This is a genomic window from Protofrankia sp. CiP1_Cm_nod4, assembly GCF_982290645.1.
In genome coordinates this window covers 11742-28009 of record NZ_CEVIVC010000026.1, presented here as the reverse complement: position 1 = coordinate 28009, position 16268 = coordinate 11742, and the positions used below count along the sequence as shown (strand labels likewise).

Genomic DNA, 16268 nt, shown 5'->3' with positions numbered 1-16268 from the left:
CTGTCAGGTCCGCGCTGCCCGGCTGGTGCCTGCTGGCCGGTCAGTTCGCCAGCCAGGTGTCGAAGAACGCCGGCTGCGCGGAGCCGTCCAGCGCCACCCCCTGCACCCGCCCGGCGAACGCCACGGACTGAGCCTGCTCGTAGACGGGCAGCGAGTACGCCTCCTGGACGATCTGCCGCTGTGCCTGCCCGACCAGGGCTGCGCGCTCGGCGGCGTCGAGCGTCTCGGACTGTTTCGCCAGCAGCGTGTCCAACGGGTTGCCGGCGGGCAGGTGGGCGCGGTTCTTGGTGGTGGTGGCGAAGACGGTCGACAACACGTCGGGGTCGGCGCGGGTCAGGCCGAACCACAGCAGGTCGTACCGGCCGGCGTCCTGGTCGGGCGCGAGCTGGTTCAGCGGCAGCCCGGAGAGCTGGGCGTCCACGCCGATCTCGCGCAGCTGGGACTGGACCAGCTGGAGCACGTTGCGGCTGGCGGTGTCGACCCCCGGGTAGATCAGCGTCGGTGCCAGCCGCACGCCGTCCCTGGCGCGGATGCCGTCACCGCCCGGCCGCCAGCCGGCCGCGTCCAGCAGGGCGCGGGCACCTGCCGGGTCGTGGGCCAGGTCGGCCGACAGGTCGGTGTACGCGGGCGTGCTGGAGGTCAGGATGCTGCTGGCCGGCCGGTAGTGGTCGCTTAGCAGGGTCCGGACGATGGTGGCGCGGTCGATGCCCTTGGTCAGGGCCTTACGGACGGAGGCGTCGGCCAGCAGCGGCCGCTCGGTGTTGGCCGTCAGGTTGTACGTGACGCCCGGCACCGGCCGGGACAGCTCGGTGGCGCCGCCGGCGGCGAGCCGCCGTTCATCCCGCGCGTCGACCCCGATGACCGTGTCGACCTGACCGGAGAGCAGGCTGCCGACGCGCACCCCGGACTCGGGCACCACCTTGTAGTCGATGCCGTCGAGGTAGGCCGCGCCCTGGTGCTTCCACACCGGCGAGCCCCACGCGTAGTCCGCGCGCCGCGCAAGCCGGATCTCCGTGCCCTGCACGGCCTCCTTCAGCACGAACGGGCCCGCGCCGGCGAGGCCGCGGCCCTGGCAGCGCTCTTCCGGGGCGAGGGCCAGCGAGGCGGGGGAGAGCAGTCCCAGCGCGGCCGTCGAGGTGGCCTGGAGGAACTGCGCGTTGGGACGGGAGAACGTGACCTTCGCGGTGTGGCTGTCGACCACGGTGGTGCCCTGGTAGCCGGTCAGGTAGCTGGCGGCGACCGCGTCCACGGCGCCGAGCCTGACGATGGCGTCGAAGTTCGCCCTGACCGCGGCCGCGTCCACCGGCGCGCCGTCGCTGAAGGTCGCCCCGGGGCGCAGGGTGAAGGTGAACTCGGTGGCCGACGCGCCGACCTCGAACTTCGAGGCCAACCACGGGACGATCTTTCCGGTGGCCGGGTCCTGGTCGGTGAGCGAGGACACCAGCTGGCGGCTGATCGCGGTGTTGCCGTTGGAGCTGTTGTTCTGCGGATCCAGGCACAGCGGCTTGCTCACCACCGCGACCGTCAGCATTCCGCCGCCGCGCGCGGCACCCAGGCCGGGCGCCGCCGTCCCGCCGCCGCCGTCGTCCGACGAGGAGCAGGCGGCCAGTCCTAGCCCCAGGCACAGCACCACCGCCATTCCGGGCAGAATTCGGCGGCCCGGCCCTCCGATATGTCTGCGGCGCGCGGGAACGGGTGGGCTCGACTGGCGGAACATGGACACTCCTGAAGCGGATTGTTGCGGAGCGGAAATCAGCGGTGCCGCCTTGCGACGGACGTCGACCGGTACGCGCGCGGACGGAATGCGGACACGGAAATCGCCGGCCCGCGGCCCACGGCGTGGTGACTGGTGATATGGGGTGTGTACGCAGGTGGCTCAGGGACAGAGCGCACTTGCCTGCCGGACGAGGTCGACGTCCAGACGGCGCATCAGAATTACGGCTCCCGCGGGCACGTCGGGAGACTACCGTGGCTATTCGGGGCAGGGCCAGAGACAATTGACGCCGCCAGCCGGGGGCTGTTGACTTAACGGCCCGGTACCGCCAGGAATAGGAACGGAGAACCGAATATGGAGCTGAGCGGCACGACGGGCCCCGACGTGGGTGACTCGCTTGCCGACCGCATCGCCGTCGCCATGCTCACCAGGGCTTTTCCCGCCGACGTCGTCGACGCCGTGCTCGCCGACACCGGCCGGATCCAGATGCGTACCCGGCTGCTGCCGTCCCGGGTGGTGGTGTACTTCGTGCTGGCGCTGTGCCTGTTTCCCGGTCTTAAGTACGAGCGGGTGGCGCGGCTGCTGGCCCAGGGGCTGATCTGGAGCCTGGGTCGGCCGACCACCTGCCCGGTGCCCACGGCCGCCGCGCTGTCACGGGCCCGGGCCAGGCTCGGCGCCGAGCCGCTGGAAGCGCTCTTTCGTGCCACGGCCGCACGGGTGGGTGGTCCGCCCACCTACCGGGGGCTGCGCGTGCTGTCCCTGGACACGCTGCGTATCGAGACGCCGGACTCCGAGGAGAACCTGGCCGCCTTCGGCCGCGACCCGGCCACCGGCGAGGGCCCGCCGTGCCTGCGGGTCGCGGCCCTCGCCGACGAGACGACCCGGGCCGTCGTCGACGCCCGGCTGGGCCCGGACGCAGGCGCCCGGGCCGTGCTGACCTGGCCGCTGCTGCGGGCCCTGACCGGGCACGACCTGCTGCTCGCCGACTTCGGCACGCTCGGCGTCCGGGCCTGGTGCGTGGCCCGCGAGCACGGCGCGGAACTGTTGTGGGCCGCGCCCGCCGACACCGCGCTGACCCCCCACGCCATGCTGCCCGACGGCTCGTACCGCTGCGTGCTCGACGGCGCCGGCGACTGCCCGCAGGACGAGGACGAGACGGGCGTCGCGGTGCCCGTCCGGGTCGTGGAGGGCGCCATCGCGGGTCGGCCGGTCCGCTTGGTCACCAGCCTGCTCGACCCGGTGCGCGCCCCCGCGGCCGAACTCGTCGAGCTGTACGCGAGGCGCTGGCGGTTCCGCGAGGCGCTGGCCGGCCTGGCCGGTCTGGCCACGCCGGGCTCTGCCCACGCCCGGCCCGCCGTCACGGCCGCGTCCGCCCTGCCCGCTGCCGGGGCTGGCGGCGGACCCGGGCGGCCCGAGCCGGTGCCGGTGCCGGTGCTGCGGTCCCGCTCGGCGAGCGGGGTCCGCCAGGAGGTGTGGGGCTACCTGCTCGTCCACCAGGCGATCACCGTGCTGCTGCGCGGGGACCTGCCGGGCCGCCGTGACACCACCGCCACGGTGGGCAGGGAGGCCGCCGGGGCCGTGCCCCGCTTCGCCACCCATGGCCCCGGCCCGCGGCCGGTCCGCCGGATCGTCTGACGTCCGGCGTGCGTCCTGCCTGTCTCGCCTGGACTTTTCGCCCTGCCTGGACTTTTCGCCCCGCCCGGACTTTCCGTCCAGCCTGGACTTTCCGTTCCGCTCGAACCTTTCACCCTGCGGTGGAGGATCGCTGGAACTCGGTTGGAGCCAGCCGCGCGGACCGGCGCCCACCGCCGCCGGGCGGCTGCCAGCCGTCGGTCGGTCAGCCCTCCGGCACCGCCGCCGGCTTCGGCTTCGGCGGCCAGGGCAACAGCAGTGTGATCAGTACGCAGCCCACCAGGATCGCCGCGGAGGTGATGAAGGCCAGGTCATAGCCGGAGGTGAGAGCCGCGCCACTCGGATGCGGCCCGGAGCCGTCGGGACGGGAGCTGGTGTGCGCGGCGGCCAGCGAGGTCAGCACCACCAGGCCGAACGAACCGCCCACCTGCCGGGCCGCGTTGGCCAGACCGGAGGCGACGCCCGCGTCCTGCGGCTGCACGCCTGCCATGGCCGTCACGGCGACCGGGGTCAGCGCGACACCGATACCGAGGAAGACCAGCACACCCGGGCCGATCACGCCCAGCGCCACGAGCGTGTCCGTCCGCAGCGCGGCCTGCCAGCCGAAGCCCGCCGCCGAGATCAGCAGCCCCGCCGAGATCAGCACCGGCGGCCGGCGGCCGGCGGCCAGCAGGCGTGCCGCCGTCCGCGCGCCGACGACCGTGGCCACCGCGTGCGGCACGAAGACCAGCCCCGCCTCCACCGGGCTGTAGCCGCGGACGTTCTGCAGGTAGAGCGAGACGAAGTAGAGCAGCCCGAAGAACCCGGCGCCCAGCAGGAACATCACCACGTTCGCCCCGCTGCGCAGGGCCGACCGCAGCAGCCGCAGCGGCAGCAGGGGCACCGTCGCCAACCACTGCTCCACCACGACGAACAGCGCGAGCAGCAGCGCTCCGACGACGATCGGCAGCCAGCTTCCCACCGGGCTCCAGCCGTCCTTGCCCGCCTGGACGATGCCGTACGCGACCGCGGTGAGCCCGGCGGAGACCGTGACGGCGCCCGGGACGTCCAGGCTGCGCCCGCCCAGCCCCGGCAGGTCGGCCAGCCACCGCAGCGAGCCGGCCACGACGGCGACCCCCACCGGGAGGTTGACCAGCAGGATCCACCGCCAACCGAGGTAGTCCGTGAGCAGGCCGCCGAGGATCGCCCCCGCGGCGCCGCCGACCGCGCCGACCATGGTCCACGCGGCGATCGCCCGGGCGCGCCGGGCGCCCTCGGGGAAGGTCGTGGTCAGGATGGTCAGCGTGCAGGGGGCCAGGATCGCCGCGCCCAGGCCCTGTAGCGCCCGCGCCGTGACCAGGACCCCGGCCGAGGGTGCGGCGCCGCCCAGCACGCTGGCCACGGTGAACAGGGCGACACCCGCGACGAAGACACGCTTGCGGCCGTACAGGTCGGCGGCCCGCCCGCCGAGCAGCATGAAGCCGGCGAAGGTCAGGGTGTAGGCGTTGACGACCCACGGCAGGTCGGCGGTGGAGAAGCCGAGCGCGTCGTGGATCGACGGCAGCGCCACGTTCACGATGGACACGTCGAGTACGACCATGAACTGGCCCAGGCAGGCCAGCGCCGTGATCACGCCGTCGGGCGCGCGGCGCGGCAGCGGGACGGATGTGGGCGCGGGCGTCGGGGCAGGGGCCGCGGGCTCGGGGAGGGCGGCCCGGTCCAGGCCGCGCTCCACGCTCATCAGGCGCCTGTCCGGTGCGCCCGGGCGTCGATGCTCTCGGCGAGGCTCACCAGGCTCGCGGTCAGCCGGTGCACGTCCTCGGCTGCCCAGCCCGCGACGAGTTCCGCCAGTGCCCGGGACCGGGCCGCCCACAGCCGTTCGAGCACCTCGCGGCCCTGCTCGGTGACCTCCAGCAGTTGGGCGCGATGGTCCAGCGGGTCCGGCAGCCGCAGGATCAGCCCCGCGCTCGCCAGCCGTTGTGTCTGCGGGCTGAGCGAGGAGCGGTCCACCCCCAGCCGCTCGGCGATCGTGGACAGTCGCACCGGCTGCCAGCGGTCGATCTGTGTCAGCAGCGTGTAGTCGCCCGCGGGAAGGGTCAGCCCCGCCTCGGCGGCGATGCGGCGCTTGGTAGCCGGCGACAACAGCCAGCACCCGGCGGTGTTGAGCGCCACCGCCGCGCCAGCGATGGCCTGATCGGTCTGAGGAGCCGTACTGGTCATACGGCCACGCTATCTCGATTGGTTGGGTAAAACCAACTGAGAGATCGGACATGGCCTCAAGACGGCTTTCTCCAGCGCCGTGTCGGCTTCAGCCAATAGTTGATCTCTCTTGGAGACCGGAGACCGGAGACCGGAGAGCGGAGACCGGCGACCCGGTGCCGCCTGCCCGAATGCCAGTCCGATGGCGAACAGCGGCAGCTGGGGCCCGCCGTCGGTGAAACTTCCCGGCCGGTAGGCCCCGTGCTACCGGGGCGCGTGGTCAGCCGTCGATGTCTCGCAGGCCCTGGATCACGGGTAGTTCCTCGGGGTCGGGCTCGGTCTGCTCCAGGAAGGCGCGTACACACTCGACGGCGACGTCGGGGGCCAGGCGTTTGAGACTCAGGGCCAGGACGTTGGCATCGTTCCACAGCCGCGCGCCGCGGGCCGTCCACGCGTCGGCGGCCGTGGCGGCCCGCACGCCACGTACCTTGTTGGCCGCTATCGCGGTGCCGGTGCCCGTCCAGCACATCAGCACCCCGTAGTCGACTTCGCCAGCGACGACCGCTTCGGCTACGGTACGTGACATATCGGTCCACACCGTGGACTCGCTCGGGAACACCAGCTCATGTTCGGTGCGGATGAACTCGCGCACGGCGTGGACGCACTCGTTCTCGCTGTCGGCCGCGAACCCGATCCGTGTCATCGCCTTGTCCTCCAGCCGCCTCGTCCTCCAGCCCCATCGCCGACCGACGTATCATCGACGACCTCTTCCCCGTCTTCAACGTCCCTTTCCCGGCGTCCTTCGACGTTCCGTTCCAGGTCGAAACGGCATGCCGACGCGCCGCCGTCCGCTTCCTCGACCGTGACCCGATGGATGGCCCGCGGACGAGCCGCTCGCGCCACGCAACAGGCGTTCCTCGCCGACGTGCTCTCCGTGACTCCTGCCGATACATCGGCACCGAACACATCCTGCTCGCCCTGCTGGAGCGGGAGGACGGCGACGGTGCGCTGTCCGGGCTCGGCGTCGACAGGGCCGCCGTGGAGACACAGCTCGCCACCGCCCTCGCCGCGATCGTCGCCGGCAGGAAGGCATGACCGCGGCGGCATACCGGCATACCGGCATACCGGCGCGCCGGTCCTGCCAGGGCTTCACGCGGGAACGGCCGGTTGGCGCGCGATGTGGACAGCCGCGCGCCAACCGGCCTGTTCAACTGGATTCGGGGCGCACACGCGTATGCGGGTCACGCGCCCCGGTGGGGGTCGTCAGTCGGCTCCGGGGACGGTGACGTTCTTCTCGTTGAAGCCGAAACCATCCTGGGTGGCCTGCTGGCGGAGCGCGTCGAAGGAGCTCTGGCTGGCGTTGACGTCAGCCTCGGTCGCGCTGCCGTTCTTGAGCTTGTCGACGAGAGCCGTGAAATTGTTGCTGATCGACTGTACGGCGTTGCACAGCGTCGGATTGGCCACCGCGAACCCCTTGGCGACCTTGAGCTCGTGGGCGGTGAACAGACCGGCCACCGCCGCCTTGGCGAGCGTGCGCCCCCGGTTGTCCGCGTTCGCTCTGAACTTCCCCTCCCGTGCCGGCTTGTAGATGTACCGATGGAAGGCACCCAGCCCCAGGCCGGCGTGCAGCGCGAAACGGGTCTTGGCCAGCGGCCTGCTGTTCTCGCCGCTCGGACAGGTGCCTTCGTAGGGGGTTTCGGCGGCTGCCGGCTCGGACGCGGCGGCGGCTGGTGCCGCGCTCCCGCCGCCGGTCGTCCTGGAACCGCACGCACCGACAAGTACGACGGAGAGCAGTACCGCCAGCAGGACTGCCCCGCATTGTGTCGCACGGGTAACTGGGCTTTACGTGATACCGGAACCATCATCACCTGACCTCGCACAGAGTTCGGCCTCGTCGACAGCCTGGGTGTTCGTCATTGCCGACGGCTTACCGCGTCGTGAGTCGCGACGGGGACGGCTCGCTTACCGGGCCCCGCGGAAATGCCCGCGGGAATGATGGTGCCCAGGGAGCAGCCGGGCGGAACACGAACCTGCCCGCCGGCTCTGCCAGCCGTCCCGCCGGCTGTTTTGCCGATTGCCCTTTTGGTTGTCCTTGTGGCCACCCTGACGGCTTGACTGTCTTTTAGCTGACCTGGCGGGATTGCTGTTCCCGGCGGGTTGGCTGTTCCTGGCGGGGGGCCGGGCGGGTCGTACGGCGCTGGTGGTGACGGTGGCGCTCAGGCGCGACCGCGGATGCGGTCCGTGAGCCGCTCGTACTGCTCGGAGTCGTTCAGGGCGGCCATGACGATCTGGTGGCAGGTGCGTTCGCACAGGTTGACGAGGTCGGCCCGGTCCATGGCCGGCTGGTCGAGCCAGGTGAGGACGACCTCCTCCATGTATGCCAGCCAGCCGGCCACGGCCATGGTGAGGGCGGGGGTGGCCGGCGCGCCCGCGGTGGTGAGGCCCTCGGTCAGCCAGCCCGTCAGGGTGGCGCGGGTCGAGCGGTGCAGGGTGCGCATGTCGCTGCCGCCGTCGAGCCGGGTGATGGCCAGGTAGACGTCGGGGTGGCGGCAGACGTACTCGACGAAGGTCTCGACCCCGGCGCGCAGCTGCTCGCCGGGAGCCAGGGACGGGTCGGGGCGCAGGTGGTCGAGGAGCTCCTCGGCGGCTGCCCGCAGGACGGCGTGCCGGAACCCGCGCTGCGAGCCGAAGTAGTGGAACAGCAGCCCGGGGGAGACGCCCGCCTCGGCGGCCACGCTCTCGACGCGGACGTCGTCGATCGTCCCTCGTTCCAGGACGTGGCGGGCGGCGGCCAGCAGTTGGCCGCGGCGGTCGGCGGGCAGGAGCCGGGTGCCGCGCACGCCGGTAGGACGAACCATGTGCCCATCTTATTAACCAAAACTCAACAGAACTATTGACTCCAGCTCAACAGGGCCTACTGTTGACTAATCCTCAACAATGGTGCGTCACTGTCCTGGGCCGGGGCCGCACCCCGCGTCTTCTTCCGCCCTCGCCACGTGATGGAGGAGCGCTCCGATGCCGTTGCGAGTCATGAAGCATGAGTAAGCCTCTGCCTCGCAGCCACCCTCGATGGGATGGCACCCCCGGTCTGACCCGCTCGCGCGGTGCCGGGTTCCCGCTTCACAGGCACCTGCCGCGCGAGCGCGGTCTTACGGTCGCCTCCACGGGCGTTTTGCGTCTCCGACGCACTGGCGGCGACGAGGTCACGCAGGTTGACCGCGGCGTTCACGTCGCGGTCAACCGCCAGCCCGCAGGACGGGCAGGTGAACGTGCGGTCCGACAGCGTCAGGCTTGGGTTTCGCCTGCCGCAGCCGGAACAGGTCCTGCTCGACGGGTACCAGCGGTCCGCGACGACCAGCCGGGAGCCGTACCACGACGTCTTGTAGACGAGCTGGCGGCGGACCTCGGCCATCCCCGTGTCGGAGACGGCGCGGGCAAGGTGCCGGTTACGCGCCATCCCGGCCACATGCAGGTCTTCGACCACGATCACGTCGTGGGTCTTCGCGAGCCGGGTGGTGAGCGTATGCAGGCCGTCGCGGCGCTGGGCCGCGACGCGGGCGTGGATACGGGCGAGCCGGGCGGCACGCTTGTGCCGTCCCACGCTGCCAGGCTTGGACCTGGTGTAGGCGCGCGACGCGGTCCGCAGCCGACGCAGCGATGTGGCCAGATGTCTCGGGTTCGGGATCGTCTCGCCGGTCGAGAGGACCGCGAGGTGCTTCACGCCCAGATCGACGCCGACCGCGCCGCCCGTGCGCTGCCGCCGGGACGGGGTGTCGGGGATCTCACGGTCGACCTCGACGGTGAACGACACGAACCAGCGCCGCGCGGTGCGGGACACGGTCGCGCCCAGCAGCCGAGCCCGGCCGTCGGCGAGCCGGCTGGTCAGCGCGCCCATTGGCTCGTGGACCCGTACCCGGCCGATCCGGGGCAGCTTCACCCGCCGGTCGCCGGCCGGCCCGTAGACACCGGTCGTGTAGCGGAACGAGTCGCGTGCCTTCCCCCGCTTCTTGAACCGCGGGAAGCCGACCCGGCGGCCCTTCCGCTTGCCGTTCTTCGCGTCGGAGAAGCTCTTCAAGGCCCGCGCCAACCGGTCAAGCCCCGCGGAGAATGCCTCCTTCGAGCACCCCGCCCACCACGGCGCCACGTCGTTCTTCCTCTGGTTCCACCGCAGTCACAGCGCGGGCAGCGTCCACGGCACCGGGGTCAGCTGGTCGCCGTCCACGCCGTAGGTCTTCTCCGCGTCCCGTTGCGCGAGGGCGGCCTTCACCCGGGCCAGCCCCCAGTTGTAGGCGAACCGGGCCGCCCCGGCGTGCCGCCGGAGGTCTGCGAGCTGGGCGTCGTTCGGGTCGAGCGCGAACCGGTACGCCTGCAACGTCCTCACTCGGCCGCCCCGGTAGCGGCTTCGACAGCCCGGCGGGCCCTGTCCGCGGCGGCGCGGCGGCCGTACAACCGGGCGCACATCGACGTCAGGATCTCGGTCATGTCTCGGACGAGGTCGTCGTCGACCTCGGCGGGATCGACCACGAGAAGCCGCCGGCCGGAGGCGGCGAGGGCAGCTTCGACGTATTCGGCGCCGAAGCGGGCGAACCGGTCGCGGTGCTCGACGACGATCGTGGAGACGTCCGGGTCGCGCAGCAGCGCGAGGAACTTCTTTCGGTGGCCGTTGAGTGCCGAACCGACCTCGGTGACGACCCTGCCCACAGGTAGGCCCTGCCCGGTGGCCCAGGCGGTGACGCGGGCGACCTGCCGGTCTAGGTCTGGCTTGTGGTCCGCGGATGAAACCCGGGCGTACACCACGGTCTGCCCCGCCGGCCGTTCGACGGCCTCCGGCTCAACCAGGATCAGCCGGCCCACTCTGCGGGCCGGCACCGGCAGCTTGCCTTCCCGAAACCATCGGTATGCGGTGACGTGGTGCACTCCTTCCCGCTCGGCCCACTGCTTCAAGTTCACTCAAACATCATACTGCATACTCACTGGAGAACAGATGGGCACCCCTGCCACCGCCCGCGCCGCGTCCACCGCGTCCACCGCCCGCGCCGCAGCCACGTTCGAGCCCGACGGCCTGGTCCTGCGGCCGCGTGACGTCCGTTTCGACTGGTCACGGCTTCCGACGCCCTGGATTCCGGGCGAGCCCGTCGCCAGCCACATCATCAACGTGCTGCATCTGCTGCTGCCCGAGGGCGAGCGCTGGTTCGTGCGCGTCTTCCAGCGCGCACTGCCGATGATCACGGACGACCGGGTGCGGGAGGACGTGCTCGGGTTCATCGGCCAGGAGGCCATCCACGCGCAGGCCCACCAGGGGGCGCTCGACCACCTGCGCGCGGGCGGGCCGGACCCGGACCCGTATCTACGCCAGCTTGAGTGGTTCTTCCACCGGGTGCTGGGGGAGCGCCCAGGGCTGCCGCCGGGGCGTGCCCGGGAGCAGGTCGTTGAGCAGGTGGCGATCATCGCCGCGGTCGAGCACTTCACCGCTTTCCTCGGCGACTGGGTGCTCAGTGCGGACGCCCTGGACCGGGCCGGCGCCGACCCGGTGATGCTGGACCTGCTGCGCTGGCACGGCGCGGAGGAGATCGAGCACCGCAGCGTCGCATACGACCTGCTCAGGCACCTGGACCCGGGCTATCCGCGGCGGATCCGCAGCATGATGATCACCGGTCCCATTCTGTACTGGTTATGGATCCGTGGAGCGCGTTTCCTGATGGCCGCCGATCCACGGCTGGCCGGATCGCGGCCGGGCGGGCCACGGCGGGTGGAGAGCGGGCGTGCCTTCCTCGCGGCATCCCGGCGGGGGCTGCTGCCAGCCCCGGGCCAGGCCGTGCGCTCCGGGCTGCGCTACCTCAGGCGTGACTACCACCCCACGCAGGAGGGCTCGGCCCGGCAGGCGGCCGCCTACCTCGCCACCTCCCCGGCCGCCCGCGCCGCGGCCGCCCGCTGATGTCCGGGCCTGGGCATCACCCGGCCGCGGCGGGCCGGCACGTTCCTCCCGACCTGTACGGCAGGCCCCGTGCCGACCGCGCGATGCGGGCGCTGGCCGCCGTCGGTGACGTGCTGTTCCCGCTGGTCGTCCGGTCGGGCGGACGCCCGGGCAGCCGTCGGCACCGGTCCACGCCGCCGCCCGCGCCCGCGTCCGCGCTGAACCTCGTGGTGGCCGGCCGCGGGTACGTGGCCGACGACGTCGTCCGCCTGCGGCTGGCCGCTCCCGACGGGGCCGTGCTGCCCGCCTGGCGGCCCGGCGCCCACCTCGAGCTGCGCCTGCCCTCCGGCCGCCGGCGCCGGTACTCCCTGTGCGGCGACCCCGCCGACCGGGGCGTCTACCAGATCGCGGTCCGCCGCGTCGACGGCGGGGGCGGCGGGTCTGTGGAGGTGCACGACGCCCTGCCGACGGGCAGCCGGCTCGCCGTGGGCCGGCCGCGCAACGCCTTCCCGTTCGCCGGCGAGCCCCGCGTGCTGTTCGTCGCGGGCGGTATCGGCATCACCCCGATCCTGCCGATGGCCCGCGAGGCCGCCCGGCTCGGCCTGGACTGGCGGCTGGTGTACAGCGGCCGCGGCCGCGCGTCGCTGCCGTTCACCGACGAGCTGCGCGGGTTCGGCGGCCGGGTGGAGATCCTCTCCGGCGGGGAGCGCGGGGCTCCCGACGCCGCCGGCCTGCTGCGCCGCGCCCCGGCCGGGGCCGCCGTCTACGCCTGCGGCCCACCTCCCATGCTCGACGGCATCCAGGCGGCCTTCGACGCGAGCCCGGCCAGCGGCCTGCACGTCGAGCGCTTCGCGCCCGTCCCGCCGCCCTGGGACGGCCGGCCCTTCGAGCTGCGGCTGGCCCGCAGCGGGCGCGTGCTGCCCGTGCCCGCCGACCGCTCCGTCCTGGACGTGCTCGCCGAGGCCGTCCCCACGGTCGCGTACTCCTGCCGGCGGGGCTTCTGCGGGATCTGCCGCCAACGCGTCCTCGCCGGAGCCGTCGATCACCGTGACCATCGGCTCACCGACACCGAGCGTGCCGACGGCGCGATGCTCGTCTGCGTCTCCCGCGCCCGCGCGGGCGAAAGCCTCGTCCTGGACCTGTGATCTCTTAGTCACCCCGAGCCTCTTGCTCACCCCAAGTAGTCGAACTGTGTAGTCGTGCGAAGTGCCCACCCGAACCGGTGGGCACCCGACCCGGAGGCGACATCCATGACCGCACCGCTCCGGACACCGGCCCGGACATCAGCCCGCCGGCGCTCCCAGGCCACGACGGCCTTCCCGTACGACGGCGGCGACCTCGACCGTTTCCGTGAGCTGCAGCGGCTCGCCTACGCCTGCGCCGAGCGGGTCGGGGCCTGGCTGGAGCCCGGCGTGACCGAACGCCAGGCCAGCGCGCGGCTGGGCCGGGAGTTGGCCGCCGCCGGCGTCCAGGACTTCTTCCACATCCCCTTCGCCTGGTTCGGTGACCGGACCGCCTTCCGGCACTTCCGCACGCCGCTGCAGTTCTTCCCGAGCCGGCGCAGGCTCGAGGAGGGCATGCCGTACATCCTCGACTGCGCTCCCGTCATCGACGGCTACACCGCCGACATCGGGTACGCCGGCCGGGCCGGCGCCAGCCCCGTCTGGGACAGGATCGACCGTGACCTGCGCGAATACCGCGACCTGATCGTCGCCGAGGCGCGCCGGCGCACACCGCTCAACGAGATCTACGCCCGGGTGGACGCGCTCATCGCCCGCCACGGCTACGACAACCGGCACCGGGTCTACCCGGGACGGGTCATCGGCCACCAGATCACCCGCACGACCGCCCGCGGGCCCGCCGGGGTCAGCGTCCTCGGCTTCGGCGTACGGACGCTGCAGACCCTCGGCCGCGAGTTCCTCGGCGAGCGCCGGTACGGCCGGTCGCCGCTGTGGGCCGACGGCCGTGCCTCCCGGCACGCGCCCACGCCGGGGCTGTGGGCAGTCGAGCCGCACGTCGCGTTCCGCGACGTGGGCCTGAAGTTCGAGGAGCTGCTGGTGGTCACCGAGGACGACGCCTACTGGCTCGACGACGACCTGCCGCACGTACGCCGCTGGCAGCGGGCCGCGGACACCTCGTCGGATCTCGCGGTGCCGGATCTCGCGGTGCCGGGTGTTGTGGTGCCGGGTGTCGCGTCGGGCGTCGCGGTGGAGGCGCGATGAGGCGGCGGGCGGTCGTCTCCGCCGGTGTGCCGCTGGCCATGTACGAGCAGGGCAACCCGGCCGGGCCGACGGTGCTGCTCGTGCACGGCTACCCCGACACCCACGGGGTCTGGGACGACGTCGCCGCCGCCCTCGCCGCCGACGGCCACCATGTGGTGCGCTACGACGTGCGCGGCGCCGGGGCCTCCGGGGCGCCGAGAGGGGTAAGCAGCTACCGTCTGTCGCATCTCGCGGACGATCTGTTCGCAGTGGCCGACGCGGTCAGCCCGTACCGGGCGGTGCACCTCGCCGCCCACGACTGGGGGTCCATCCAGGCCTGGGAGGCCGTCACCGACCCCCGGGCGGCGGGCCGCATCGCCTCCTATACCTCCCTGTCCGGCCCCTGCCTGGACCACGCCGGCCACTGGGCGCGCCGCCGGCTCGCCCGCCCCACCCCGCATCACCTCGGCCAGCTGCTCACCCAGGCCACGCGCTCCTGGTACATCGGCCTCTTCCACCTGCCGCTGCTCGCCCCGGCCGGCTGGCGGCTCGGGCTGGCCGCGCGGTGGGGGAGCGTGCTGGCGCGTGCCGAAGGGGTCACCCCGCGGGCCGGCCACCCGCGGCCCACCCTCGCCGCCGACGCCGTCCGCGGGATCGCGCTGTACCGGGCCAACATGCTGCGCCACCTGCTGCGGCCCCGGCAGCGCCCGACCGCCGTACCGGTGCAGCTGATCACTCTTACCCGGGACCGCTACGTCAGCCCCGCGCTGGGCGACGATCTCGACCGCTGGGCGCCCCGTCTGTGGCGGCGCACCCTGACCGCCGGGCACTGGTCCGCACTGCTTGAGAAAGGCCCCACCGTGGCACAGATGATCGGAGAAATCGCCGCGCACGCCGACGGCGCGCCCGCCGCCCCCGCCCTCGAGCGGGCCGCCGCCTCGAGCCGGGAACAGGCCGCCAGCCAGCGCCAGCGCCTCCGCCTCGGCCCGCGCCTCGGCCCGCGCCTCGGCCGTGGCCTGGAGCGGGCGGCTTTCGCCGGGAAGCTGGCCGTCGTCACCGGCGGCGGCAGCGGCATCGGACGGGCCACCGCGCTGGCCTTCGCCGAGCACGGCGCCGCCGTCGTGGTCTGCGACCTCGACCTGGCCACCGCCGAGCGCACCGTCGAACTCGCCCGCCTGCTCGGCGCACCCGAGGCCCACGCCTACCGGGTGGACGTCGCCGACAGCGCCGCCGTCGACACCTTCGCCAGAGAGGTGGCCGTGGCCCACGGCGTCCCCGACATCGTGGTCAACAACGCCGGTGTCGGCCACGGCGGCACCTTCCTGCGGACCACCGAGAAGGAGTGGCGGCACATCCTGGAGGTCAACCTCGGCGGGGTCGTCCATGGCTGCCGCGCCTTCGCCACCCTGATGGTCGAGCGCGGGGAGGGCGGTCACCTCGTCAACGTCGCCTCCGCCGCCGCGTACCTGCCCAGCAAGGTCCTGGCCGCCTACGCCACCAGCAAGGCGGCCGTCTACATGCTGTCGGACTGCCTGCGCGCCGAGCTCGCCCCCGCCGGCATCGGCGTCAGCACCATCTGCCCCGGCCTCGTCAACACCAACATCGCCCGGACCAGCACCTTCTCCGGCCGTTCCGCCGACGGGCTCGACGCCACCCGCGACCGCTTCGCCGCGCTCTACGCCAGGCGCAACTTCCCCCCGGAGAAGGTCGCCTGGCAGATCCTGCGCGCTGTCCGGGAGAACAGGGCCGTCGTCCCGGTCACCGTCGAGGCCAGGGCCGGCCGCCTCCTCAGCCGGCTTTCCCCGGCCCTGACGCGCGCCGCCGCCCGCATCGACATCGACTGACACGACCGGACCCTGCCCGGCGGGCTGCTGCCCACCCTGGCCGGTGACGCGCTGGCGAACCTCGTCCGCCACCTGGACAGCCGCCGCCGCGCAGCGCACGGCCGGCTGGGTCCGTGGGGCCCGCCGCCGGTGCCAGAAGATCTTCGGGACGGCCGCGGTTCCCCGCCACGCGGCCTGAGCGGTCGCGGCCCGGACCGCTCCGAGGGCTCGGGACCAGGGGGAGCCGCCGTCGCAATGGCCGGTTTTTTCAGGGTTACCACTGATGCCGGCCGCTTCCGTGCGGAGCAGACTCGCCGCTGTGAGCAGTCCCGCCTCGCGGCGGGGCGCGACGACAGCGGGCGCGTGTCGGCTCCGGGGCGCGCCCGCTCCTCGCCGAGGCGGGTTCCCCGCGGTCCCACCGGCATGGCGAGGAGTTTCCTGCCGGGCCCTGCCGAGAAAGGGGTGGTTGCGATGCCGCAGCACATCCGGAAATACTGGGGGGCGCTGCACGGGCGCCAACAGCTGAACTTCAACTGGGGGGCGATAAACGCCAACTCGATCGTGCACGTCGCGGCCAGCGAGTATATTCCGGTGACCGACCCGGACGCGCACGGCGGGTTCGCCGACCAGAACCACCAGCGGTTCATCGGGGCGGCGAACGTGACGGTGTCCAATATCGCCCCGCACGGCGCGCCCTGGGATCCGAACAACGGGGTGACGTTCGTCGTCAACGTCGACTGGCCCAGCCCGATATACATCGTCACGGACATCACGGTCTTCGACGAGGGGCCGGTCGAGATCCAGAA

14 protein-coding genes and 1 pseudogene are annotated in these 16268 nt (G+C 72.8%); 7 read left to right on the top strand and 8 right to left on the bottom strand.

Features of this window, described 5'->3' with window-relative positions; translation table 11 throughout:
• Nucleotides 1–40: 40 nt before the first annotated feature.
• Complete coding sequence (locus AC5LSR_RS07660; RefSeq protein ID WP_250290891.1) at nucleotides 41–1639, bottom strand: ABC transporter substrate-binding protein; 1599 nt, start codon at nucleotides 1637–1639, stop codon at nucleotides 41–43.
• A 429-nt stretch (nucleotides 1640–2068) separates the two neighbouring features.
• Between AC5LSR_RS07660 and AC5LSR_RS07655 the strand changes: the two genes are divergently transcribed.
• On the top strand, nucleotides 2069–3349 hold the full coding sequence (locus AC5LSR_RS07655) for a transposase domain-containing protein (RefSeq protein WP_250281744.1): 1281 nt from the start codon (nucleotides 2069–2071) through the stop codon (nucleotides 3347–3349).
• Between the two features lie 202 nt (nucleotides 3350–3551).
• On the opposite strand, the gene AC5LSR_RS07650 is transcribed toward AC5LSR_RS07655, so the two are convergent.
• The 3 genes from AC5LSR_RS07650 to AC5LSR_RS07640 form a co-directional block, all read right to left on the bottom strand.
• Nucleotides 3552–5066, bottom strand: coding sequence for an MFS transporter (locus AC5LSR_RS07650; protein ID WP_250281742.1), 1515 nt, complete (start codon nucleotides 5064–5066; stop codon nucleotides 3552–3554).
• Entirely contained in the window at nucleotides 5066–5545 is a 480-nt protein-coding gene (locus AC5LSR_RS07645; protein WP_250281740.1) for a MarR family winged helix-turn-helix transcriptional regulator, read from the bottom strand. Before AC5LSR_RS07645 ends, AC5LSR_RS07650 begins: the two co-directional genes overlap by 1 nt.
• 259 nt (nucleotides 5546–5804) lie before the next feature.
• Entirely contained in the window at nucleotides 5805–6227 is a 423-nt protein-coding gene (locus AC5LSR_RS07640; protein WP_250281739.1) for an RpiB/LacA/LacB family sugar-phosphate isomerase, read from the bottom strand.
• Between AC5LSR_RS07640 and AC5LSR_RS07635 the strand changes: the two genes are divergently transcribed.
• Nucleotides 6221–6619, top strand: a complete 399-nt coding sequence (locus AC5LSR_RS07635) for a Clp protease N-terminal domain-containing protein (RefSeq protein WP_250281737.1) — start codon at nucleotides 6221–6223, stop codon at nucleotides 6617–6619. The two genes, AC5LSR_RS07640 and AC5LSR_RS07635, sit on opposite strands and share 7 nt — an antisense overlap.
• Before the next feature lie 168 nt (nucleotides 6620–6787).
• Here the strand turns inward: AC5LSR_RS07635 and AC5LSR_RS07630 are convergent, their stop codons facing one another.
• The 4 genes and pseudogenes from AC5LSR_RS07630 to AC5LSR_RS07615 all read right to left on the bottom strand — a co-directional run bounded on the left by AC5LSR_RS07630 (nucleotide 6788) and on the right by AC5LSR_RS07615 (nucleotide 10474).
• Nucleotides 6788–7039 (bottom strand): hypothetical protein, encoded by a 252-nt coding sequence (locus AC5LSR_RS07630; RefSeq protein WP_250281735.1) that lies wholly within the window; start codon nucleotides 7037–7039, stop codon nucleotides 6788–6790.
• 701 nt (nucleotides 7040–7740) lie between these two features.
• A complete protein-coding gene (locus AC5LSR_RS07625; RefSeq protein ID WP_250281734.1) occupies nucleotides 7741–8382 on the bottom strand; it encodes a TetR/AcrR family transcriptional regulator in 642 nt (213 codons plus the stop codon).
• A gap of 170 nt (nucleotides 8383–8552) precedes the next feature.
• A pseudogene (gene tnpB / locus AC5LSR_RS07620) lies at nucleotides 8553–9905 on the bottom strand (IS607 family element RNA-guided endonuclease TnpB).
• The gene (locus AC5LSR_RS07615; protein WP_250281730.1) at nucleotides 9902–10474 is read right to left on the bottom strand and encodes an IS607 family transposase; all 573 of its coding nucleotides are present in this window, start codon (nucleotides 10472–10474) and stop codon (nucleotides 9902–9904) included. Before AC5LSR_RS07615 ends, tnpB begins: the two are co-directional and overlap by 4 nt.
• Nucleotides 10475–10508: 34 nt before the next feature.
• On the opposite strand from AC5LSR_RS07615, the gene AC5LSR_RS07610 reads away from it, so the two are divergent.
• The 5 genes from AC5LSR_RS07610 to AC5LSR_RS07590 all read left to right on the top strand — a co-directional run.
• Nucleotides 10509–11459, top strand: a complete 951-nt coding sequence (locus AC5LSR_RS07610) for a metal-dependent hydrolase (protein ID WP_250281728.1) — start codon at nucleotides 10509–10511, stop codon at nucleotides 11457–11459.
• Nucleotides 11459–12583: a PDR/VanB family oxidoreductase gene (locus AC5LSR_RS07605; protein ID WP_250281726.1), complete on the top strand. Its 1125-nt coding sequence runs from the start codon at nucleotides 11459–11461 to the stop codon at nucleotides 12581–12583. Before AC5LSR_RS07610 ends, AC5LSR_RS07605 begins: the two co-directional genes overlap by 1 nt.
• A 105-nt stretch (nucleotides 12584–12688) precedes the next feature.
• Nucleotides 12689–13660 carry a M24 family metallopeptidase gene (locus AC5LSR_RS07600; RefSeq protein ID WP_250281724.1) on the top strand — a complete coding sequence of 324 codons (972 nt, stop codon included), beginning with the start codon at nucleotides 12689–12691 and terminating at the stop codon, nucleotides 13658–13660.
• Nucleotides 13657–15483 (top strand): SDR family oxidoreductase, encoded by a 1827-nt coding sequence (locus AC5LSR_RS07595; RefSeq protein WP_250281722.1) that lies wholly within the window; start codon nucleotides 13657–13659, stop codon nucleotides 15481–15483. The genes AC5LSR_RS07600 and AC5LSR_RS07595 overlap by 4 nt, the downstream gene beginning before the upstream one ends.
• Before the next feature lie 450 nt (nucleotides 15484–15933).
• Nucleotides 15934–16268, top strand: a 335-nt coding sequence (locus tag AC5LSR_RS07590) for a hypothetical protein (protein ID WP_493464437.1), incomplete at its 3' end; no start/stop codon positions are given.